The organism is Mesorhizobium sp. WSM4313, from assembly GCF_002294725.1.
GTDB lineage: Bacteria > Pseudomonadota > Alphaproteobacteria > Rhizobiales > Rhizobiaceae > Mesorhizobium.
In genome coordinates, this window is the sequence record NZ_NSFT01000015.1 from 75,758 (window position 1) to 97,414 (window position 21,657).

The window sequence follows — 21,657 nt, forward strand, 5'->3', positions numbered from 1 at the left end:
TCGCCGCCGGCGAAAGGTTCATGGCCTGCATTCAGGCCGCGGCGCGGTAATATTTCGCCGTCGGCAGAATGGTGAGGGGCGTCAGCCGGTTGATGGCCGGATTGCCGAACATCATCCGCTGCTCCATCGGCGTCGATCTGAAGAACGGCAATCGTTTGAGCGTCAGGCGCATGTTTTCGCCGGCCGGGATTTCGAACAGTGCGAGCGGGGGAAGAACGCCCGGAAATACTTTAGCCTCTGTCCTCTGCACGGCCTGAAAGTAACGAACGTAAAAAGCGGAATGCTCCATCTTGACCGGCGTCAGTACCGAGTCCTGGCCAAAATAACAGGAGGCGACCATGGCAATCCTGAGTGTCAGGAAAGGTATCACTCCGGGCGACGGTGCGCTGGCAGGATCGGCTGCGAACCGGGTTCCATCGATGAAGGTTTCTCCGAGCGCAAGCCGCTCCCTCAATATTTCCGGATAGGCATCGACGGAGGGCGAGAACGGGCACTCGCTGGTAATATAATGGAAACGCAGTGTGCTGACCAATTGGCCATAGCAATAGACACCGAACCGGTAGGCGTTGGGCAGATTATCCCAGCGATCCTCGAACATACCGCTCGCGATCGGACCACACATACCTGAGCGCCGATAGGAATTGTAGCGGAGCCGGTATATCGCCTCCTGATCTTCACCCCCGGTGATGAGACGATATTCGACATGATCCAGCAGTTGCATCATGGATCGGTTGAGCGCCGAGTCGATTCTAGCGCTGGCGTCGACCGACGCGCTCTTTCTAGCAACAACCATAGTCTGTCCTCGAATTCCGCTTATAAATAAGCTATTCGAGTTGAAATGAGACACAAGCTGAAAATTCGATATCGCTGGTTTACCGGTTGTTAACCTTAACGGCCGTGAATCGTTCGGCGATCTCATGTGAAAAATGCAGGATCGTGCAGCCGGGTTGTCTGATCCGAACTGGCGGCGATCACCGCGGTGATTCTGAAATCAGGTGCTGCGCGCACCAGGACGTGGCGGATTTAGACAGCGCCCGAGCTGTCATCCTTTCATTGGGTGAACATTCGATCTGTTTTTTGAACGCAATAGCGTTCAGCTGGCTGTCCGTTTGCCGGCGATATACAGATCCGCTGCAAACGGCCACGTGACACTCGACATCGTCTCGATGCCCGACGCGCTGAGCGCGGCGCCGAAGAGGAAGCCCTGCACGAAGTCCGGCTTGACCAGATGGACCAGCGTCTTCAGCTGCTCGAAGGTTTCGACCCCTTCGATGGTGACAGAAAGACCCAGCGTCCGGGACAGGCCGACGATGCCCTTCAGAAGATCGAGCGACTGCCGGTTCTGGTTCAAATCGATCAGGAAGGAGCGATCGATCTTGATCTTGTCGAGCGGCAGCTTGTGCAAATAGCTGAGGCTGGAATAGCCGGTGCCGAAATCGTCGAGCGCAATGCGGACGCCAAGCGTCTTCATCTCTTCGATCAGCTCGCGCGTCAGCGATTTGTCGTCGAGCAAGGCGGTCTCGGTGACCTCGATTTCGAGCCTGTGCGGCGCAAGGCCTGACGCCGCCAGCGCGTCACGAACCTTCTGCACGACATCGCGGTTGCGGAAATCCTTGGCCGAAAGGTTGACCGATACGCTGGTCTGCGTCGGCCATTTGGCGCATTCGGCGCAGGCCGCCTGCAACACGAAAGTACTGATGTCGGCAATGATGCCCATCTCCTCGGCGAGCGGGATGAAGACGCTGGGCGAGATCGGGCCGAGATCGGGATGGTCCCAGCGGCAGAGCGCCTCGCAACTGGCGATGCGCATGGTGCTGATGGCCACGATCGGCTGGTAGACGACGCGCAACTCCCTGGCCTGCACGGCATTGCGCAGGTCGGCCTTCATCAGCTGGCGACTGCGGAACGCGGCATCCATTGATGCCTCGAACAGCCGCCAGCTGTTCTTGCCGAGCTCCTTGGCCTTGTAGAGGGCAAGGTCGGCCTTGACGATCATGGCGTCGACATCGGTGTCTTCGACCCTGGACAACACGGCGCCGCCGCTGGCCTGGATGCGTAGGCTGTGACCGGCGACATCCACCTCCCCCTGCAGGTTGACGAAGATCTCGTCGAGCAAATCGTTGAGATGGCTCTCGTCCTCGATGCGGTCGAAGAAGACCATGAACTCGTCGCCGCCGAAACGGCTGACATTGATGCCTGGCCCGGCGACCGCAGCCAGCCGCTCGGCCAAGGCATAGATCAGCCCATCGCCGACCGGATGGCCGAGTGTGTCGTTGACGCTCTTGAAATCGTCGAGGTCGAGCACGGCGAGGCCGCAGAGCCGGTCGCGGTCGCCGGACGCCATGGCTTCGCCGACCAGTTCGTTGAAATAGGCGCGGTTCGGCAGCCCCGTCAAATTGTCGTAGCGCGCCATGAAGCGGATCTTTTCCTCCGCCTCGACGCGGGCCGTCACGTCCTCGAAGGTGATGACGCCCAATTCCTGACTGCCTTCGCGCGCGGAAAATTCATAGTGCTGGCCATTGGCAAGCGAAACCAGCACCTTGCGGTCGCGGCCTTCGCGCAAGGCGCGCGTCAGCTGCGCCTCGATGTAGCGGCAGTCCTTTGGCGCCAGCATGCCGCCGGCAACGCCGCGCATCAGCAGGCTGTGGATCGAGCGCCCGAGCAGCGCCTCGGACGATTTCAGCGACATCAGATGGGCAGCCTCGGCATTGGCCACCGCGACGCGGCCGTCCGGGCCCAGCATGACCAGGCCGTGCGACATGGTGTTGAGCGCGCGGTCGAACCGGCGCGTCAGGTTTCTCGCCTGCTTGTGGCCGATGACCGCGGAGAAGAGCACGTTGCGGACATGGTCAGCGCTGCTGATCGTGACGAACGTCAGTGGTATGATCATCAAGCCGAGGACGACAGAAGCCATATCCATACGCAGGATGAGCGCAAGAGCCGCCGGCCCGACGAGGGTCAATGAAAAAATCTGGACCATGCGCATGGACCCGTAACTTCGCCCGACAACCGTTACCAGGGTCGTCAACGACAACGACACCGACGCCAGTTCACCAAACTGGTCAGGACGCAGGTAGATCGACACGAAGCAGAATGACCCCAATGCGAGGCCCTGCGCGCTGCCTTTGATAATGTAGTTGCGCTCTATCGCTTCTGCCTCTGCGACACTTGCTATGGTGCCGCCCGCTCTATGGAAGCCTTGGATGCTGAAGTACCGCCAGAGGCTGGCCGATAGCAGAACGAAAGCCAAGGCCAGATAAAGCAGATCCTGCGTGCGCAGGTAGACCATGAAACCGACAATCCAGTAGCATACGCCGCCGATCGCCACCATGCCGGCGTTGTCGAACAATGCCCGCACGAACTGGATATAGACGTCCGCCGGGATGCTCTCGGTCTTCGCTCTGCCCATACACTCGGCCCAACACTACGCCTTGTCATGCCACACCCCGCCTTAAGAAAGGCTTAGAACGGCGCGCGGCGACGGTTGCAGAGGGTTGCTATAAGCAGGACGGATAAGGGATTCGGGATTTTGGCGCGGCGTCCAACGCGCCGGTGCGATCATTCCGCAGCCCGAAGCGAAGGCTCCGCGGGGGCTTGCTTGAAACGCTCGATCAAACGCGAGCGCTCGCCCGCCGCCTTGTCGGCGCTGGCCTGCCGGACATGGCCGTAGCCGCGGATGAGCGCCGGCACGGAGGCCAGGGCCGTCGCGGCTTCCATCCTGCCCGGCGCCAGCGCGCCGGCGATCAGGTCGAGATCGGCTTCGTATGCCCTCAGCGACTGCCGCTCGATGCGCCGCTCGGCCGTGTAGCCGAAAAGGTCGAAGGCGGTTCCACGCAGGCCCTTCATCGCCGCCAGCAGCCGAAAGCCCTTCATCATCCACGGGCCGAAGCTCGATTTGCGGGGCTTGCCGTCATTGCCGCGCCGCCCGAGGATCGGCGGCGCGAGATGGAACTCGAGCTTGTCGTAGCTCTGGAACTGCTTGGCGAGGTCGGCGGCGAAAGTGCCGTCGGTGTAGAGCCGCGCCACCTCATACTCGTCCTTGATCGCCATCAGCTTGAAGAGGTTCCTGGCGACGGCCTCGGTCACTGCGGTCGAGCCGGGCACGGCCTTGGCTTCGGCGGCGCGCAACGTCGCCACGCGGTCGGCGTAACGCCTGGCATAGGCTGCGTTCTGATAGGCGGTAAGGAAGGCGACACGGCGGGCGATGACATCGTCCAGCGTCTCCGCCGGTCGGGAAGCCGGCTTGTCCGTCTGGCTGACCAGGCCGCGCACGAAATCGGGCTGATGCGCGGCGCGGCGGCCCCAGCGGAAGGCCGCGATGTTCATCGGCACCGCCTCGCCGTTCAATTCTATCGCCTTTTCAACGGCTTCGGCGGAAAGCGGCAGCCCGCCATGCTGGAAGGCGAAGCCGAGCATGAACATGTTGGCGCCCAGCGAATTGCCGAACAAAGCCGTCGCCGTGCGGGTGGCGTCGAAGAAATGCGCCTTGTCGTCGCCGGCCGCCGCCCGGATCGCCTTCTTCAGCCGCTCGATCGGCAGCGAGAAGTCGGCGGACCGGGTGAATTCGCCGGGCATGATCTCGGCGGTGTTGGCGAGGAAGATCGTGTGGCCCTCGCGCACCGCGCCCAGCACCTTCTTGGCGCCGGAGACGACGAGATCGCAGCCGAGCACAAGGTCGGCCTTGCCGGCCGAAACGCGGATGGCATGGATATCCTCGGGCGTCGGGGCGATGCGGATATGGGTGAAGACCGAGCCGCCCTTCTGGGCGAGGCCGGCCATGTCGATCATGCCGCAGCCCTTCCCTTCAAGATGCGCGGCCATGCCGAGCACCGCGCCGACGGTGACAACGCCGGTGCCGCCGACCCCGTCGATGATCCCCGCCCAGCCCTGGGTGCCCATGCGGAATTCAGCCGGCGCGGGCACGCCGTCGAGAGGATCGGCCTTGCCGGCAATGCCCTCTGCCTTCCTGATCTTGCCGCCATGCACGGTGACGAAGGACGGGCAGAAGCCGTTGAGGCAGGAGAAGTCCTTGTTGCAGCTCGACTGGTCGATCCGGCGTTTGCGGCCGAATTCGGTCTCGACCGGCTGGATCGAGACGCAGTTCGACTGGACGCCGCAATCGCCGCAGCCTTCGCAGACCAGTTCGTTGATGAAGACGCGCTTGTCCGGATCGGGGAAGGTGCCGCGCTTGCGGCGCCGGCGTTTCTCGGCGGCGCAGGTCTGGTCGTAGATGAGAACGGAAACGCCTTTGAGCCCACGCAACTCGCGCTGGACGAGATCGAGGTCGTCACGGTGATGGATGCTGACGCCGGCCGGGAAATCGGCCTTGCCGGCATATTTGTCGGGCTCGTCGGTGACGACGGCGATGCGCTCGACGCCCTCGGCGCGCACTTGTCTGGCGATCATGTCGACGGTCAGGCCGCCCTCATGCGGCTGGCCTCCGGTCATGGCGACGGCGTCGTTGTAAAGGATCTTGTAGGTGATGTTAGCGCCCGAGGACAGCGCGAAGCGGATCGCCAGCACGCCGGAATGGTTATAGGTGCCGTCGCCCAGATTCTGGAAGATGTGGTCGCGCTTCGAGAACGGCGCCTGTCCGACCCATTGCGCGCCCTCGCCGCCCATGGCGGTGAAGCCGACCGTATTCCTGTCCATCCACAGCGCCATGAAATGGCAGCCGATGCCGGCGGCGGCGATCGAGCCGTCCGGAACCTTGGTTGACGAATTGTGCGGGCAGCCCGAGCAGAAGAAAGGCGTGCGCGAGCCGATATCGACAGTGTCTGCGAGCATCGCCTGGAACTGGCGCAGCTTCGCCAGCCGCGCGGCGATTTCTTCCGACGGGCCGATGGTGCGCAGAATCCGTTCGCCGAGCGCGATGGCGATCTCGTTCGGATCGAGCGCGCCCTTGGCCGGAAACAGCCAGTCGCCGCGTTCGTCCTTCTTGCCGACGATCACCGGCTGCGTGGCGGTGCCGTAGAGGTTCTCGCGCAGCTGAACCTCGATCAAAGAGCGCTTTTCCTCGACGACGACGATGGTGTCGAGGCCGCGGGCGAACTCGGCGATATGCTGGAAATCGAGCGGCCACGGGCAGCCGACCTTGAACAGGCGGATGCCGATGCGGTTGGCGGCCGCCTCGTCGATGCCGATATCCTCCAGCGCCTGGCGGACATCGAGATAGCTCTTGCCGATGGTGATGACGCCGAGCTTGGGATTGCGGCCGCCGGAATAGACGATGCGGTTGAGACCATTGGCCTGGATGAAGGCGGAGGCGGCGGCACGCTTGTACTCGTGCAGCCGCTCTTCCTGGCCGAGCATGTCAATCTCGTGGCGGATGTTGAGGCCGCCCGGCGGCATGTCGAATTCGGGAATGACGATGCCCAGACGATCGATCGAGGCGTCGACCGAGGCCGTCGATTCGATGTTGTCCTTGACGCATTTGATCGCCGCCCAGGTGCCGGCGAAGCGCGACATGGCGAAGCCGTAGAGGCCGTAGTCGATGATCTCCTGGACGCCTGCCGGGTTGAGGATCGGCACCATGGTGTCGACGAATAGGAATTCGGTGGCATGCGCATTCGTCGAGGATTCGGCCATGTGGTCGTCGCCCATCAGAGCAAGCACGCCGCCGTGCTTGGACGAGCCGGCAAGATTGGCGTGGCGGAAGACGTCTCCGGAACGGTCGACGCCCGGCCCCTTGCCGTACCAGACGGAAAAGACGCCGTCATGCTTGCCCTCGCCCAGCAATTCGGTCTGCTGAGATCCCCAGCAGGCGGTGGCGGCGAGTTCCTCGTTGAGGCCGGGCTGGAAGACGATGTCGGCAGCCGCAAGCTGCTTCTTGGCCCGCCACAGCTGCATGTCGAGGCCGCCCAAAGGCGAGCCGCGATAGCCGGAGACGAAGCCCGCCGTGTTGAGGCCGGCGCGGCGGTCGCGCTCGCGCTGCATCAGAAGCATGCGCACGACCGCCTGCGCGCCGGACAGGAAGACGCGCTCCTTGCCAAGGTCGAACTTGTCGTCGAGCGCGACGTCGTGCAGCGTCATCAGGTATTTCCTCTGCGGAGGCGGCTCAAATCAGGCAGCCAACGTCGGAGTGGGACGCCGCAGTCTTTCTTCCCTTGGCGGAGAGGTCAAACAAAATCGCAGCAGCCAGATAACACGCAACAAACGGTCTGGCGAGTGGCCGACGGCGCATGCAAGACCGCGCTAACCGCTTCCCGAGGAACAAAAATTTCGTGAGCGCTGGGCGTTTCAGGTCGCTTTCGAGCAATCCGGCTTCTGCGCATCGGGTAGTCTGCCGTCAGGATGGCCGGCAAGGTCCGGGTTGAGCTCGTATTTCGGGCCGATCACCAGCGGCCGGTCCGGCAGCATCGTCTGATCCTCCGACGAGGTCATGGTGGTGTCGATGCTTTGCAGCAATGTGCCGCTGGCATCCTGGATGCGGATCGAGACTTTGTAAGGCTTGTCCTTGACCACGCAGGAGAGCGGCGGGCTGGTGAGCGTGATATGGGGCAGCTTCGGCCAGATCTTCTGGTTGACGACGAGCGGATCGCCGCCCGCCGGATTCTGGAAGCTCACCACAGCGACCTGGCCGTCGACCATCGGGCGCAGCGGCTTCAGCGTGATGACATAGGTGGCGATGGCGAGCCGGTAATTGAATTCGAACAGCTTGCCGGAGATGGCAAAGAGCTGGTCGTTGCCGGTGTCGCGGCACGCGCCGAGCGCGAATGCAGCGATCAAGGCGACCAGAGCCGAACGCGACAATTTCCTAAGCATTGCTGACCTCCCTCGCCGCTGTGCGGCGGCGGTAATAGCGGTTTGCCTTCTGGCGGTTGCCGCAAACCGCCATGTCGCACCAGAGGCGACTGGCGTTGCGGCTGCGGTCGACGAACAGCCAGCTGCAATTGGGGCAGATCCTCAGCCTCGCCACCGTTTCGTCGCGCAGCAGCGACAGCGCCGAGACGGCCAAAGCCGCCTCGAAGGCAATCGGCGTTTGCGGATCGCCGAACGGCTGGCCCGGCACCCCGATCTCGGTCGCGCTACCGGACAGCCCGCCGGCGCAGGCCGTGAGGAAATCCGGCAAATGGCTGGTCGCAATCGCGCCGTTCGATACGGCATGGCGAAACAGGCGGTCGGTCGCTTCGCGAATCGAGACGACGGCTGGCTTTATCTCGCCCGGCTCCGGCGCCTGCAGCCTCCGGCCGCCGAGCTCGGCCGCGCGAAAGCCGCTCGCCGCCTCGGCGAAGCGGGCGATCTCGGCCGGATCGTCAAAACGGTCAAAGGACTTTTGCGGATCGTTGCGCAGCACGACGGTGTTCGCCGTGTCGAGCGCAAGGATGCCGCCGGTGAAGCGGTGCGGGGTCCAGGAAACCGTCATGACAGAAATCTAACCGATAAAACGCATTTGACAAGTTAGATTCCGAGTGCAACGGTCCGGCGGGGTCGCGTCATACGACCTGTAGGATATCGCATGCTCTATTTCTTCCAGCAGGTGCTGAACGGGCTGCATTCGGGCGCGCTCTATGCGCTGCTCGCCTTCGGCTATGTGCTGACCAACGGCATCCTGCATCGCACCAACCTGGCTTACGGCGCGCTGTTCGCCTTCTGCGGCCAGACGATGATCCTGACCGCCGCCTTCGGCTATCAGGCGCTGTGGCTGACGCTGGCCGCCGCGGTAATGCTCGGCGTCGCCGCCGCCGTGCTTTATGCCGCGCTGATCAGCCATGTCCTGTCGCGCAGCGTTTTCGAGAGGCTCGCCGACCGCTCGCCCAACGCCATCGTGGTGACGACGCTCGGCATTCTCATCTTCCTGTCGGAAGCGAGCCGCATTGCCGCCGACACGCATGACCTGTGGCTGCCGCCGATGCTCGCCAACCCCGTCATTTTTGCCCAGGGTGACGGCTTCAAGGTGACGCTCACCGTCATCCAGCTGCTCGATTGCGCTTGTATCATCGCGGTAGTGGCGCTGGCGGCCTGGCTGTTCTCGCATTCGCATTTCGGCCGCGCCTGGCGCGCCGTCTCCGACGACCCGAAAGCGGCGGCGATGTGCGGCATCGACGTCACCGCGGTGTTCCGCCGCGCCGTGCTGTTCAGCGGCTTTTGCGCCGCCCTGGCCGGCGTGCTTGCCGGTCTATATTATGGCAATGTCTCCTTTGGCACCGGGCTGGTCTACGGCCTCAAGATCCTGTTCGTGACGGCGGTCGGCGGCTATCTGTCGCCGCTCAAGGCGGCGCTTGGTGCCGCGGCCTTCGGTATGGCGGAATCGCTCTGGGCCGGCTATTTCCCGCTCGAATGGCGCGACGCCTGGATCTATCTCTTCCTCGTCGCCATGCTGGTGCTGATCGGCGCCGGGCGCGACCAGGCCAAGATCGCCTGAGCTCCCAGACTTTGGTTGCATGACGTGGCGTCATGCGGCGGCATTCCGCCTCTGCGCGGCTTGCCGATCTGTTTGCCGTCGCTTTGTCATGTTGACCTGCCGGACCACGCACTGCATATCGTTGGGCCAAGCGGCGCGACACCGGAGGGGGAAACGGGCGCGCTGCCGGTACCAGGGAGGACTATGCATGGCAGGGCTGCTCGCTCTATCCAGGACGATCGACCGCATCAACGAGTTCATCGGCCGCTGGGTGTCGTGGCTGATCCTGCTCGCGATCCTGGTGAGCGCTGGCAATGCCGTCATCCGCAAGGTGTTCGACATCTCCTCCAACGCCTGGCTGGAGCTGCAGTGGTACCTGTTCGGCGCCGCCTTCATGCTGGCCGCCGCCTACACGCTGAAACAGAACGATCATATCCGCATCGATATCGTCTACGGCATGTTCTCGCGCCGTGTGCAGCACTGGATCGACCTCTTCGGCCATCTCTTTTTCCTGATGCCGTTCGTGGTGCTGATGGTGATCTATTTCGTGCCTTATGTGTCGCTTTCCTTCCGCAGCGGCGAGATGTCGACCAATGCCGGCGGCCTGATCGTGTGGCCGGCCAAGGCCATCCTGCTGGTCGGCTTCTTCCTGCTCGCGCTGCAAGGGATTTCCGAAATCATCAAGAAGATCGCCATCATGCGTGGCGACATGGACGATCCCACTCCTTTCATCTCGGCCCATGAGCAGGCCGAGCTCGAGGCCAAGGCGCTGGCCGAGGAAGCCAAGGCGCTCGCGGGCGAGGTGCGCTCGTGATCGAATTCATCGCGCAGAACATGGCGCCTATCATGTTCGCCTCGCTGGTCATCTTCCTGTTGATCGGCTACCCCGTAGCCTTCTCGCTCGCCGCCAACGGGCTGATGTTCTTCTTCATCGGTGTCGTGCTGTCGCCCTATTCCGGCGGGTCGATCAACCTTGCCTGGCCGCTGTTGCATGCGCTTCCCGACAATTTTTACGGCACCAGGGTGATGTCGAACGACACGCTCTTGGCGATACCGTTCTTCACCTTCATGGGTATCGTGCTGGAGCGCTCCGGCATGGCCGAGGACCTGCTCGACACGATCGGGCAGCTGTTCGGGCCCATCCGCGGCGGGCTTGCCTATGCGGTGATCTTCGTCGGTGCGCTGCTTGCCGCGACGACCGGCGTGGTGGCCGCTTCGGTCATCGCCATGGGCCTGATCTCGCTGCCGATCATGTTGCGCTACGGCTACGACCGGCGCGTGGCCTCGGGCGTCATCGCCGCCTCCGGCACGCTGGCGCAGATCATCCCGCCGTCGCTGGTGCTGATCGTGCTGGCCGACCAGCTGGGACGCTCGGTCGGCGACATGTATGCCGGCGCGTTGATCCCCGGCCTCGTGCTCACCGGCATCTACATGCTTTACATCCTGATCATGTCGATCGTCCGGCCGAACTCGATGCCGGCGCTGCCGCTCGAGGCGCGTACGCTCGGCCACGGTGTGATATCTCTGCTGGTGGCAGTTGTGGTGACGGGCGCGATTTCATACGCGGCCTATCGCTACCTTGCGCCGACCCACGGCGACAATGCCGACATCCTCGGCTTCGCCGTCGGCGTCATCATCATTTATGTCGTCGCCATCCTCGATCAGCGGCTCCGTATCAACATGATGTCGAAGCTGGCGCAGCAGGTGGTGATCGTGCTGATCCCGCCGCTGGCGCTGATCTTCTTGGTTCTGGGCACCATCTTTCTCGGCATCGCCACGCCGACGGAAGGCGGCGCCATGGGCGCCGTCGGCGCGCTCATCATGGCGGCAATGAAGGGCCGCCTGACGATGGACGTCATCAACCAGGCGCTGGCCTCGACGACCCGGCTTTCCGCCTTCGTGCTGTTCATCCTGATCGGCGCGCGCGTCTTTTCGCTGACCTTCTATGGCGTCAACGGCCATATCTGGGTCGAGCACCTGCTGACCTCGCTGCCCGGCGGCGAGACCGGCTTCCTGATCGGCGTCAACATCCTGGTCTTCGTGCTTGCCTTCTTCCTCGATTTCTTCGAGCTCGCCTTCATCATCGTGCCGCTGCTGGCGCCGGCGGCGGACAAGCTCGGCATCGACCTGATCTGGTTCGGCGTGCTGCTCGGCGTCAACATGCAAACCAGCTTCATGCACCCGCCCTTCGGCTTCGCGCTGTTCTACCTGCGCTCGGTCGCAGCCCGCGTGCCTTACCTCGACAGGATCACCGGCAAGCAGATCGCGCCGATCACTACCGGGCAGATCTATTGGGGCGCCGTGCCGTTCGTCCTGATCCAGGTGATCATGATCGGGCTGACCATCGCCTTCCCGCAGATGGTCATGCGCTACAAGGGCGCCGCGGTGGAGCCCAGCACCATCGACCTCAGGCTGCCCGACATGCCTTCGCTGTCGCCGCTCGGCACGTCCCCGGCGAACAACAATGGAGCTGCGCCGTCCAATGGCGGCGCTCCGGCGGCACCCGGCACGCCCGACCTGTCGCAGCCGCCGAGCTTCGGCGATGCGCCGGCCAAGCCGGCGGCGCCGGCGCCCGATCTCTCGCAGCCGCCCAAATTCAATTGAGGATACCCATGAGAGCCGTGCGGCTGGAAGCGGTAGGTAAGATCGGGTTGCGCGAGGTCGCAAAACCCGTTCCCGGGCCTGAGGGCGTTCTGGTGCGCATCGAGGCCTGCGGCGTCTGCGGCACCGACCGCCACCTCTTCCATGGCGAATTTCCCTGCACGCCGCAGGTGACGCTCGGCCATGAGTTCTCCGGCATCGTCGAAGCGGTCGGCGCGGCGGTGACGGGCATTGCCGTCGGCGACCGCGTCACCGGCGATCCGAACATTGCCTGCGGGCGCTGCGCCCACTGCCACGCCGGCCGCGTCAATCTCTGCAGCAATCTGCGCGCCATCGGCATCCACCGCGACGGCGGCTTCGCCGATTACGTGCTGATGCCGCAAAGCCAAGCCTTCCGACTGCCCGCAAACCTCAAGCCGATGCATGGCGCTTTCTGCGAGCCGCTCGCCTGCTGCCTGCACGGCGTCGACCTTGCCGCGATCCGGCCGGGCGCATCGGTCGTGGTGCTGGGCGGCGGCGTCATCGGCCTGCTCGTCGTGCAGCTGGCCAAGCTCGCGGGCGCGGCGACCATCATTCTGTCGACCCGGCAGGCTTCGCGTCGTGCGCTCGCCGAGGAACTCGGCGCGACCGCGACGATTGACCCAAGCGCCGGCGACCCGATCGCGGCCGTCGCTGGGCCGAATGGCCTGGCGCCCGGCGGCGTCGACGTGGTGCTGGAATGCGCCGGCGTTCGCGACACGGTGGAGCAGTCGATGCGCATGGCAAGGGCGGGCGGCACGGTGGTGATCGTCGGCGTGGTGCCGCAAGGCATGAAGGTGGAGATCGAGCCGTTCGATCTCTTGTTTCGCGAACTGAAGGTGCTCGGCTCCTTCCTCAACCCGTTCACGCATGGAAGGGCGGCGCAGCTGATTGCCTCCGGCGCGATCGAGATCGACCGGCTGATCTCGAAGCAGGTCAGCCTCGAAGAGGCACCGGACGTGATCGCCAATCCGCCGGCGCCGGGCGAGGTCAAGGTGCTGGTGGTGCCGGGCCAAGGCTGACCCACTTCCTGGGAAAGCGTTCCAGTTCACTGATGTACAGGCGCTGGCGCTGCCCGTCATCTGGCTAGGCGCGGTTTTCCCTTCTCCCCTTGTGGGAGAAGGTGTCGCCGAAGGCGACGGATGAGGGGTGCTCCAGCTTGGCAAGGACGGCGATCCTTCCAACACCCCTCATCCGTCTCGGCGCTTCGCGCCGATCCACCTTCTCCCACAAGGGGAGAAGGAGGGCGGCGGTCTACAGCTTGCCGTTGCGCTGCTGCACCATCATGAAGGTGTCGTAATTGTATTCGGCGACCTGGGCCCAGAGATAGTGCTCCTTGCGGAAGGCCTTGATCGATTCCCAGATCTTCTTGAACGGCGCGTTGTTGGATTCCATCTCGGCATAGACCTCGTTGGCCTTCTCGAAGCAGGCGGCCATGATCTCCTGGCTGAACGGCGCCAGCTTGGCGCCGTTCGACACAAGCCGCTTCACCGCCGCCGGATTGAGATAGTCGTACTTCTGCAGCATGTTGGCGTCCGCCGCTTGCGCGGCGGTATGCACGAGCGACTTGTAGGCCGGCGAAAGCTCTTCGTATTTGGCCTTGTTGAACATCAGATGCACGGTCGGGCCGCCTTCCCACCAGCCGGGATAGTAGTAGTAGGGCGCGACCTTATAGAAGCCGAGCTTCTCGTCGTCATAGGGGCCGACCCATTCGGCGGCGTCGATGGTGCCCTTCTCCAGCGCCGGATAGATGTCGCCGCCGGCGATCTGCTGCGGCACGACGCCGAGCTTCTGCACAACTTTGCCGGCAAAGCCGCCGATGCGCATCTTGAGGCCCGAGAGATCGGCCACCGTGTTGATCTGCTTGCGGAACCAGCCGCCCATCTGAACGCCGGTATTGCCGCCCGGCAGGCCGAACAGGCCTTGCGTGGCGAGGAACTCGTTGAACAGGTCGATGCCGCCGCCATGATAGTGCCAGGCATTCATGCCGCGCGCGTTGAGCGAGAAGGGCACTGCGGCACCGAGCGCCCAGGTCGGGTCCTTGCCCCAGTAATAGTATGCGACCGTATGGCAGGCCTCGACTGTGCCGGCCGTGGTGGCGTCCGCAGCCTGCAGGCCGGGCACGAGCTCACCGGAGGCGAAGACCTGGACCTGGAAATTTCCGTCGGTCGCCTCCGACAGCATTTTTGAGAAGACTTCCGCGCCGCCATAGATCGTGTCGAGCGATTTCGGGAAGGACGATGCAAGCCGCCAGGTCACCTTGGGATTGGACTGGGCAATGGCCGGCGTGGCAAGTGCCGCCGCGGCTGCCGCGGCGCCCACGCCGGACGCACCGGCCTTGCGAATGAAAGAACGACGATCCATTAAGTTTCCTCCCTTGCGGATCAGCTGACCGACGTCAGGGCATCCTCGTGCCCGGATCGGTTGGGGAAGAAACATACACAGGCAAAGGGTCGAGTCCAGTGTTGCGGGCGAGGGTTGCAGCCATTCCGGCGCCGCGTGCAACTATAGTCTAACGAGCCTGCCGCTGGCCCATGCAAGGCAGCGAAACTTGCCATGGCAAACTGCCTTCAGATCGCCTATTTTGTAGGCAGATTAACTCCTTAGCTCTCGAAGGAACCCAAACCCAAAATGCAGCAACCGCTCGTCGCAGTCTCGTCCGACGTCCGCCAGTTCGACAACTACACCTGGCACGCGGCACCCCAGCAGTATCTGGAAGCGGCGGTTGCCGGCGCCGGCGTGTTCCCGCTGCTGGTGCCGTCCTTCGGCGACCGGCTCGATTTCGACGAGCTGCTGTCGTCGGTCGACGGCGTCATGGTGACGGGCTCAAAGTCCAACGTGCATCCCTCGCTCTATGGCGGCGATCCCAGCGAGGCCAACGGCCCCTATGATCCGGCGCGCGACGCAACCACGCTGCCGCTGATCCGCAAGGCGATCGAGCGCGGCGTGCCGTTGCTTGCCATCTGCCGCGGCATCCAGGAGCTGAACGTCGCGCTCGGCGGCACGCTGGGCACCGAGATCCAGGAGCGCGATGGCTCGCTCGACCACCGCGCGCCGGTGAGCGACAATCAGGACGAGCGCTTCGGTATCCACCAGACGATCTCGATCAAGCCCGGAAGCTGCCTTGCCGGTGTGTTCGGCGCCGGCGAGATCAAGGTGAACTCGCTGCATCGCCAGGCGATCGACCTGCTGGGCTCCAGGCTCCAGGTCGAGGCTTTGGCCAGCGACGGCACGATCGAAGCAGTCTCCGTCAAGGATGCTCGTGCCTTCGCAGTCGGCGTGCAATGGCACCCCGAATACTGGGTGAAGTCGGACAGCAATTCCGCCAAGATCTTCAAGGCCTTCGGCGATGCGGTGCGCCTGCATGCGGCCGCCAAAACAGGTGCCCGCGCCGCGGCAGAGTAAGCCTGGACAGTTCCGCGGCTATTCGCTCGTGCTCAGCGCCAGAAGCGGCGCGGCCGGCGCGTAGGATTCGTAGCCGTCGCCATCAGCAACGCCGAAGGTGACGATCGGATCGACCCCGTCGTCACTGAAAGCGACCGAACCATCCGCCTGCTCGCGCCAGAATTTCGCGTGCTCGATGCCAGGCATCAGCTTGCGGCAGTTCGGGGCGACGGAAAGCAACGACAGGCCTTTCGAGACTTCGGCGCCGCGCTGGATGGCGCAGGCCGCTTCATCGCCATTGGCGGTCAGCCGATAGGCGTTTGTCGGGATGAGTTCGGTGGCCTCGCTTTGGCCGTTGCCGCCATGCAGGAACTGAACGCCCCCGAACAACGCTACCGATGCTGCCAAGCCAACGAACAGCTTCACCCTGCCTCTCCGCACATAACCAAGTATGCAGAATGATTCCAAAGGGTTAAGTGGGCGTTAATAAATGTGGCGACGGGTGCGGATTGGAGCAATTTCCAGGACGGCTTTCCGTCCGGAATTACACCAAAACAAAGAGGCAGGCGGTTTGCCGTTTTCGTGAGGACCGAGAAACGCCTCAGGCGCGCGCCTTGACGTTGAGCGTCTCGGGCACCGGTGTCAGCGGCCGGCGGTCGGTAAACCACGACACGAGGTTGTCGACGCACAGATCGGCCATGGCGCGGCGGGTGTGGACCGACGCCGAGCCGACATGCGGCAGAAGCGAGGCGTTGGGAGCATCGAGCAGGGCCTGCGGCACGTTCGGCTCGTCGGCAAAGACGTCGAGCCCGACGGCTGCGATGGTGCCGCTCTTGAGGGCGGCAGCAAGGGCTGCCTCGTCCACCGTCGAGCCGCGGCCGATATTGACAAAGACGCCGTTCGAACCCAGCGCCGACAGGATCTCGGCATTGACCGCTTTCTCGGTGGAGGTGCCGCCCGGGGCAATACAGATCAGCGTGTCGACGGCTTCGGCAAGCCCCTTCAAAGTGGCATGATATTCGTAAGCCAGGCCTTCGACCTTGCGGCGGTTGTGATAGGCGATCGGCAGGCCGAAGGCTTCAAGGCGACGGGCGACGGCCCGGCCGATGCGGCCCATGCCGAAGATACCGACGCGGCGGCCACGCAATGTAAGCCGGCTCAGGCGATAATTGCCCTTGGTCACCCAGTCGCCGTCGCGCAGCCATTTCTCGGCGGCGTAGAGCTCGCGCACAGTGTTGATCAGAAGGCCGATGGCAGTATCGGCGACCTCCTCGGTCAAAACATCGGGCGTGTTGGTGACCATGACGCCGCGCTTGGCCGCATGACCGGCGTCGACCGAATCATAGCCGACGCCGAAACTGGCGATGATCTCAAGATTGGGCAGCGCATCGATCATCGCCGCGTCGATGCCTGCATAGGAGGCGATGCCGCGCACCGTGGCGCGGATCTCGTCCGTAACCAAAGACGGATCGGCGCGTTCGATCCGCACACACTTGAACGCCTCGTCGATGCGGCCGAGGGCATGGTCGTTGAAATCGCCCGGCACAAGGATGGCGACCGGCAATTTTCCTTCGGCCTTCATGCACGCTCCACCGGCTTGCCGGTCGACTGCCGCACATGCAGTTCCGGCTTGATCAGCTCCTGCGAGGGCCGCACTGCCTGTCCGTTCAATTTGTCAAGCAGGGCGCTGGCGGCGCGGCGGCCGACCTCGCGCTGGCCGTTCCAGACCGTGGTCAGGGCCGGTGTCGCGATTGCCGCCTCCTCGAGATCGTCATAGCCGGTGACCGAGATATCGACGCCCGGCACGAGGCCGGCGCGCGCGATGCCGTTCATCAACCCGATCGCGACCAGATCGTTCCAGCAGCAGGCAGCGGTGGGCCTGTCCTTCAGCGCCAGAAACTGTCCCGAGGCCTCGAAACCCGCCTGCTTGGTGCGCGGCCCGGGAATGCGCCAGGACGGCTTCACCTCCAGGCCGGCCGCCTCCATCGCGTTGAGATAGCCCTGGTAGCGGTCGCGGCCGGTCGAGGTCTGGTCGGTGCCGCCGACCATGGCGATGCGCTTGTGGCCGAGCGAGATCAGATGATTGGTGGCGAGCGCCGTGCCATAGGCATCGTCGCCGCGGAACACCGGCACATCGGCGCCGGCAACGGTGCGCGCGATCAGCACTGCCGGCAGGCCGTTTTCCTCGGCCATGATGATGTCCTCGGCCGGCGTGCCGATGGCCGGCGACATGATGACGCCGTCGGCGCCCAGCTGCAGCAGCGTGTCGATGAAGGTGCGCTGCTTTTCCAGCTGGTCGTAGTGGTTTGACAGGATGAAGGTCTGGCGGCTGCGGTCGAGCTCGCTTTCGATCGAGCGCAGTATCTCGGCGAAGAACGGGTTCATGATGTCGTGCACGACGACGCCGACGATGCCGGAGCGCGAGGTGCGCAACGAGGCGGCGCGACGGTTGTAGATATAGCCGATGGCGCGGGCGTGCTCCTTGATGCGCTCGCGCGTCGTTCCGGCGACCAGCGGGCTGTCGCGCAGCGCCAGCGACACCGTTGCCGTGGACACGCCGAGCGCATCCGCGATCGTCGAAAGCTTGATCTTCTGTGCCAGTGCCCTTCGCTCCCCAGGGTCTTTAAATTTTTTAAAACGGCCTTATGCCACCGGATTCGGCGCAAATCAAAGTTTTTTCGCCAGCGCCTCGGCCTCGGTGTCGAGCGAGGCGGAGTTGCGGACGCGAAGCCGGTGCTCGCGATGGATGATGTAGAGCCCGCTGGCAACGATGATGGCGGCGCCGAGCAGCGTCCAGCGGTCGGGGAACTGGTGGAAGATCAGCCAGCCGGAAATGATCATCCACACCATCTGCGAATAGGGATAGGGCGCGAGCTGGGTCGTGGTCGCCAGACGATAGGCCCGGACCAGCAAATAGTGGCCGCCGGCGCCGAAGACGCCGAGCATCAACAGGATGACCCAGTGCCAGCCATCCTGCGGCAATGACAGCGAGAAAGGCAGCAGCGGCAGGAGCAGCACGGCGGGTGCCAGCGCCGAAAAGAGGATCAGGCTCTCCGAGGTCTCCGTCGACGACATGCGCCGCGTCATGATCACGTAAAAACTGTTCGACAGCATCGAGCCAAGCGCGAAGAGATGACCGATGCCGAACACGCCGACGCCAGGCCTGGTGATGATGAGCACGCCGACGAAGCCGGTGAGAATCGCCAGCCAGCGCCGCCAGCCGGCCCATTCGCCGAGCAGCGGGCCGGCAAGCGCGGTGATGACCATCGGGCCGAAGAAATAGATCGACGTTGTCTCGGCCAACTGCAGCGTGCGCAGCGCCAGGATATTGAACATGGTCGAGCCGAACAAAAGGACGCCGCGCAAGAGGTGCGCCGGCAGGTTGTTGGCGCGGAAGCGAACCGGCTCGCGCCAGCCGCGCAGGAAGATGCCGACCAGCAGGACATGCACGGTGAAGCGGGCCCAGGCGACGATCAGCGCCGAGACGCCGGCCAGCACCAGATATTTGCTGGAGGTGTCGAGAAAGGTGAAGCAGACATAGACGCACAGCATCAGAAGCATCGCCGCGGGCGGCGTCGCGCTGTCGTCATTGTTTCTGGGAGCGCTCAAGGTCGGGCCGAAGGAAGATAGACGGTACCCTTCTGAGGCAATCGGCCCTTGCCAGCAAGCCAAAAGCGACTGGCCCAACAAGCGCTTCGGACAGGCTTAGAGCGCATTGTTGCTTGGCGATGGCCTGAGTGCACCTCGCGGTCGTCATTCTATGGCGGAGCAAGGAGCGAAGCGGACGCGGAGACCCGAGGATCCATTCCGTGACTGCGACGTGTTGCGACGGTGCAGAATTCTGCTCCGCAGCACCCTACGATCAAAATCACGGAATGGATCCTCGGGTCTCCGCGTCCGCTTCGCTCCCGCTCCGCCCGTGGATGACGAAGCTGGTGAGTTCGCTGCCAATCTCGACGGTTCAGATGGCATAATTCATCCATGCATGCGCGCGCCCTTAGTGATCTTGTCGACGAGCTTTTTCTCGCCGCGCATGGCGATGCCGACGACCTTGGCGTCGTCCGGGGCGAATTCGGCGAAGACGGCGCGGTTGGCGACGTCGTGCCCGGTCGAAAACATCTCCTCGACATAGGCGGATGTCGTCACGCCGCGTTCCAATGCCCGGCGGTGAATCGTACCCAGCGTCGCCGCATCGGCCGACAAGACAATGACCGGCTGGATCGACATCGGGTTGTAGAGGTTGCCGGCACGATCACGGTAAGCCTCGCCGATGATTTCGGGGAACTGCGCAACGATGCCGCTGGTCAGGAACGCGGTGACGTTGAGCTTCTGCCACACCGGCAGGTCCTCTCTGAGAACAATTGCAATTTTCGTGTCGAACACCAAGATTGAGACTCCGAGACGGCCCGTGACGGGCGGGACAGGCGATGGCGCAGGCTCTAAGCGAAGAAGCGAAGGAAGGTCTTGAACGTTCGTGCGCGGATGCGGCCAACGGCGATCGCATCGTTTCGGCTCCGGGCGGCTCGGGTCTCGAACGCATCGAGGCGCGCTTCCATGGCAACGCCTTCGAGCTGCACCGGCACGACACCTACGCGATCGGCGTGACCTTGCATGGCGTGCAGCGCTTCCATTATCGCGGCGCGCTGCAACACAGCCTGCCCGGCCAGGCGATCGTGCTGCATCCAGACGAATTGCACGATGGCGGCGCCGGCACGGAAGACGGCCTGCGCTACAGGATCCTGTATCTGGAGCCGTCCCTGCTGCTCGACTGCCTCGATGGCGAGCCGCTGCCTTTCGTCCGCGACGCCGTGGTCGACGATCCATGCTTGCGCGACACGTTGTTGTCGGCGCTGGCACCGCTGGACGAGGCACTCGGCGACCTGTTCGTGGCAGATTTCGTTGCGCAGCTGGCGCAACACCTCAAACGCCATGCCGGGCAGCCGGCAAAGTCAACGGGCAAGACCGCATGGCGCGCCGCCGCGCTTGCCCGCGACTATCTCGAGGAGAATGCCGAGCGACCGGTGCGCTCCGATGAGCTGGAGGCCGTCACCGGCCTCGACCGCTACGCGCTGTCGCGCCATTTTCGCGCCACCTATTCGACCAGCCCGCATCGCTTCCTGCTGATGCGCCGGCTGCAAAAGGCGCGGCGCATGATCGCCGAGGGCGAGTCGCTCGCGGAAATCGCCGCCGGCGCCGGCTTCAGCGACCAGAGCCATTTCAACCGGCATTTCAAGAAGGCGTTCGGCATGACGCCGGGGCGCTGGGCAGCGCTGGTGCGCGACGCGTAAGCGCGACGCGCAGCGTCGTCGCTCAGGCGCGATGCGCAGCATCGTCGCCTTTTCCGCTAAGCCGCCGATACTTGGGTGAAGCGACGACGCTTACGCGTCGCGCTTGCAATGCTAAGCCGGTGCGTGGAGCGACGATGCTACGCATCGCGCTTCGAACGTCTCGCGGTGAGCGATGACGCTCACGCGTCACGCTTCATCCAACTCCGCGTCATCGTCGATCAGCACCAGATCTTCGTTCGACAGATTCGCCTCGATGCGGGCGAGCAGCTTGAACAGCGCCTTCTGGTCCTTCTTGTCGAGGCCTCTCAGCGCCTGCTTCTCGGTCTTCTTGACCGACTTCTCGATGGCGCGGATGGTTTCACGGCCGGACTCGGTGAGGAAGATATGGGCCTGGCGGGCATCGGCGTTGGAGGCGCGCTTTTCCAGGAAACCCTGCGCCTGCAGCCGGTTGATGGTCTTGGTGATGGTCGGCGGGCGCACGCCGAGCCGACCGGCGAGGTTGCCGGGGGTCTGGCCGTCCTCGCGGTCGAGCGCCAGCATGATCTGGTCCTGGCCGGCATAGAAGCCGTGCGCCAGAAGCCGCGCGGCGAGCGCTGTACGCGCCAGCCTTGCCGCCGAATGCAGCCGGCTCATTGTCGCTGTCTTGTCCGCCTTGGCCATGGTCGTTCCCTCTTCGGCCGAACCGGCGCGGACAAGCATAGAGGCTGTCCGACGGCTGGCAAATGACGATTTAAAGAGTCCGGCTTGCGGAACGCTTTGCCGGCAAGCATTGCGGTGCCCGCGCAGGTGATGCCAGATGTTTATTTCAGTTAGATGACAAACGACTTTTGCACCGGCGAGATTCACAGCGGACGCTGATGAAGGCGCTTGGGCGCCCGAGCAGTTCCTGCGTCTGGCCTGCCTCGGCCGCCGCCGATCCGTGTGTGGCGCCGCTCCGCTTGGAGGGCCGGCCTGGCCCATCGGTTTGGCGCGTGCAAAAGCGCGACACCCATCCTATATCAGGCCGACAATCCAGGATTTTCG

General features: G+C 63.8%; 18 protein-coding genes. 6 read left to right on the plus strand and 12 right to left on the minus strand.

Annotated elements, in window-relative coordinates; translation table 11 throughout:
* Window positions 1-31: 31 nt before the first annotated feature.
* The 5 genes from CK219_RS25500 to CK219_RS25520 form a co-directional block, all read right to left on the minus strand.
* Window positions 32-724: a hypothetical protein gene (locus CK219_RS25500; protein ID WP_245340615.1), complete on the minus strand. Its 693-nt coding sequence runs from the start codon at window positions 722-724 to the stop codon at window positions 32-34.
* 369 nt (window positions 725-1,093) lie between these two features.
* A complete protein-coding gene (locus tag CK219_RS25505; protein ID WP_095769378.1) occupies window positions 1,094-3,409 on the minus strand; it encodes an EAL domain-containing protein in 2,316 nt (771 codons plus the stop codon).
* Between the two features lie 149 nt (window positions 3,410-3,558).
* Window positions 3,559-7,032 carry an indolepyruvate ferredoxin oxidoreductase family protein gene (locus CK219_RS25510; protein WP_095769379.1) on the minus strand — a complete coding sequence of 1,158 codons (3,474 nt, stop codon included), beginning with the start codon at window positions 7,030-7,032 and terminating at the stop codon, window positions 3,559-3,561.
* Window positions 7,033-7,239: 207 nt separating this feature from the next.
* Entirely contained in the window at window positions 7,240-7,764 is a 525-nt protein-coding gene (locus tag CK219_RS25515) for a hypothetical protein (RefSeq protein ID WP_095769380.1), read from the minus strand.
* Window positions 7,757-8,365 carry a CGNR zinc finger domain-containing protein gene (locus tag CK219_RS25520; RefSeq protein WP_095769381.1) on the minus strand — a complete coding sequence of 203 codons (609 nt, stop codon included), beginning with the start codon at window positions 8,363-8,365 and terminating at the stop codon, window positions 7,757-7,759. Before CK219_RS25520 ends, CK219_RS25515 begins: the two co-directional genes overlap by 8 nt.
* A gap of 93 nt (window positions 8,366-8,458) precedes the next feature.
* Between CK219_RS25520 and CK219_RS25525 the strand changes: the two genes are divergently transcribed.
* From CK219_RS25525 to CK219_RS25540, 4 genes are all read left to right on the plus strand, one after another.
* A complete protein-coding gene (locus CK219_RS25525) occupies window positions 8,459-9,364 on the plus strand; it encodes a branched-chain amino acid ABC transporter permease (RefSeq protein WP_095769382.1) in 906 nt (301 codons plus the stop codon).
* A 187-nt stretch (window positions 9,365-9,551) separates the two neighbouring features.
* Window positions 9,552-10,157: a TRAP transporter small permease subunit gene (locus CK219_RS25530; RefSeq protein WP_095769383.1), complete on the plus strand. Its 606-nt coding sequence runs from the start codon at window positions 9,552-9,554 to the stop codon at window positions 10,155-10,157.
* Entirely contained in the window at window positions 10,157-11,947 is a 1,791-nt protein-coding gene (locus CK219_RS25535) for a TRAP transporter large permease subunit (protein ID WP_095769424.1), read from the plus strand. Before CK219_RS25530 ends, CK219_RS25535 begins: the two co-directional genes overlap by 1 nt.
* A gap of 8 nt (window positions 11,948-11,955) precedes the next feature.
* Window positions 11,956-12,984: a zinc-dependent alcohol dehydrogenase family protein gene (locus CK219_RS25540; RefSeq protein ID WP_176477144.1), complete on the plus strand. Its 1,029-nt coding sequence runs from the start codon at window positions 11,956-11,958 to the stop codon at window positions 12,982-12,984.
* 232 nt (window positions 12,985-13,216) lie between these two features.
* On the opposite strand, the gene CK219_RS25545 is transcribed toward CK219_RS25540, so the two are convergent.
* Window positions 13,217-14,326, minus strand: coding sequence for a TRAP transporter substrate-binding protein (locus CK219_RS25545; protein ID WP_095769385.1), 1,110 nt, complete (start codon window positions 14,324-14,326; stop codon window positions 13,217-13,219).
* A gap of 267 nt (window positions 14,327-14,593) precedes the next feature.
* Here CK219_RS25545 and CK219_RS25550 point away from each other — a divergent pair, with 267 nt between their 5' ends.
* Entirely contained in the window at window positions 14,594-15,367 is a 774-nt protein-coding gene (locus tag CK219_RS25550; protein ID WP_095769386.1) for a gamma-glutamyl-gamma-aminobutyrate hydrolase family protein, read from the plus strand.
* 18 nt (window positions 15,368-15,385) lie between these two features.
* On the opposite strand, the gene CK219_RS25555 is transcribed toward CK219_RS25550, so the two are convergent.
* The 5 genes from CK219_RS25555 to CK219_RS25575 form a co-directional block, all read right to left on the minus strand.
* Entirely contained in the window at window positions 15,386-15,772 is a 387-nt protein-coding gene (locus tag CK219_RS25555) for a hypothetical protein (protein ID WP_095769387.1), read from the minus strand.
* A 175-nt stretch (window positions 15,773-15,947) separates the two neighbouring features.
* Complete coding sequence (locus tag CK219_RS25560) at window positions 15,948-16,928, minus strand: 2-hydroxyacid dehydrogenase (RefSeq protein ID WP_095769388.1); 981 nt, start codon at window positions 16,926-16,928, stop codon at window positions 15,948-15,950.
* Complete coding sequence (locus CK219_RS25565; protein ID WP_095769389.1) at window positions 16,925-17,947, minus strand: LacI family DNA-binding transcriptional regulator; 1,023 nt, start codon at window positions 17,945-17,947, stop codon at window positions 16,925-16,927. Before CK219_RS25565 ends, CK219_RS25560 begins: the two co-directional genes overlap by 4 nt.
* 66 nt (window positions 17,948-18,013) lie before the next feature.
* Window positions 18,014-18,898, minus strand: a complete 885-nt coding sequence (locus CK219_RS25570) for a DMT family transporter (protein ID WP_176477149.1) — start codon at window positions 18,896-18,898, stop codon at window positions 18,014-18,016.
* Window positions 18,899-19,321: 423 nt separating this feature from the next.
* Window positions 19,322-19,729, minus strand: coding sequence for a DUF2000 family protein (locus CK219_RS25575; RefSeq protein ID WP_095769391.1), 408 nt, complete (start codon window positions 19,727-19,729; stop codon window positions 19,322-19,324).
* Window positions 19,730-19,773: 44 nt separating this feature from the next.
* On the opposite strand from CK219_RS25575, the gene CK219_RS25580 reads away from it, so the two are divergent.
* Complete coding sequence (locus tag CK219_RS25580) at window positions 19,774-20,634, plus strand: AraC family transcriptional regulator (RefSeq protein WP_095769392.1); 861 nt, start codon at window positions 19,774-19,776, stop codon at window positions 20,632-20,634.
* Window positions 20,635-20,820: 186 nt separating this feature from the next.
* Here CK219_RS25580 and CK219_RS25585 read toward each other — a convergent pair whose 3' ends face one another.
* Window positions 20,821-21,294 (minus strand): MarR family transcriptional regulator, encoded by a 474-nt coding sequence (locus CK219_RS25585; protein WP_027169177.1) that lies wholly within the window; start codon window positions 21,292-21,294, stop codon window positions 20,821-20,823.
* Window positions 21,295-21,657: the final 363 nt, after the last annotated feature.

What these genes read in the sequence shown, in the direction of transcription:
- CK219_RS25500 (WP_245340615.1), bottom strand. Translation starts at nt 724, where the DNA reads ATGATGCAACTGCTGGATCATGTCGAATATCGTCTCATCACCGGGGGT.
- CK219_RS25505 (WP_095769378.1), bottom strand. Translation starts at nt 3,409, where the DNA reads ATGGGCAGAGCGAAGACCGAGAGCATCCCGGCGGACGTCTATATCCAG.
- CK219_RS25510 (WP_095769379.1), bottom strand. Translation starts at nt 7,032, where the DNA reads ATGACGCTGCACGACGTCGCGCTCGACGACAAGTTCGACCTTGGCAAG.
- CK219_RS25515 (WP_095769380.1), bottom strand. Translation starts at nt 7,764, where the DNA reads ATGCTTAGGAAATTGTCGCGTTCGGCTCTGGTCGCCTTGATCGCTGCA.
- CK219_RS25520 (WP_095769381.1), bottom strand. Translation starts at nt 8,365, where the DNA reads ATGACGGTTTCCTGGACCCCGCACCGCTTCACCGGCGGCATCCTTGCG.
- CK219_RS25525 (WP_095769382.1), top strand. Translation starts at nt 8,459, where the DNA reads ATGCTCTATTTCTTCCAGCAGGTGCTGAACGGGCTGCATTCGGGCGCG.
- CK219_RS25530 (WP_095769383.1), top strand. Translation starts at nt 9,552, where the DNA reads ATGGCAGGGCTGCTCGCTCTATCCAGGACGATCGACCGCATCAACGAG.
- CK219_RS25540 (WP_176477144.1), top strand. Translation starts at nt 11,956, where the DNA reads ATGAGAGCCGTGCGGCTGGAAGCGGTAGGTAAGATCGGGTTGCGCGAG.
- CK219_RS25545 (WP_095769385.1), bottom strand. Translation starts at nt 14,326, where the DNA reads ATGGATCGTCGTTCTTTCATTCGCAAGGCCGGTGCGTCCGGCGTGGGC.
- CK219_RS25550 (WP_095769386.1), top strand. Translation starts at nt 14,594, where the DNA reads ATGCAGCAACCGCTCGTCGCAGTCTCGTCCGACGTCCGCCAGTTCGAC.
- CK219_RS25560 (WP_095769388.1), bottom strand. Translation starts at nt 16,928, where the DNA reads ATGAAGGCCGAAGGAAAATTGCCGGTCGCCATCCTTGTGCCGGGCGAT.
- CK219_RS25570 (WP_176477149.1), bottom strand. Translation starts at nt 18,898, where the DNA reads ATGCTGTGCGTCTATGTCTGCTTCACCTTTCTCGACACCTCCAGCAAA.
- CK219_RS25580 (WP_095769392.1), top strand. Translation starts at nt 19,774, where the DNA reads ATGGCGCAGGCTCTAAGCGAAGAAGCGAAGGAAGGTCTTGAACGTTCG.
- CK219_RS25585 (WP_027169177.1), bottom strand. Translation starts at nt 21,294, where the DNA reads ATGGCCAAGGCGGACAAGACAGCGACAATGAGCCGGCTGCATTCGGCG.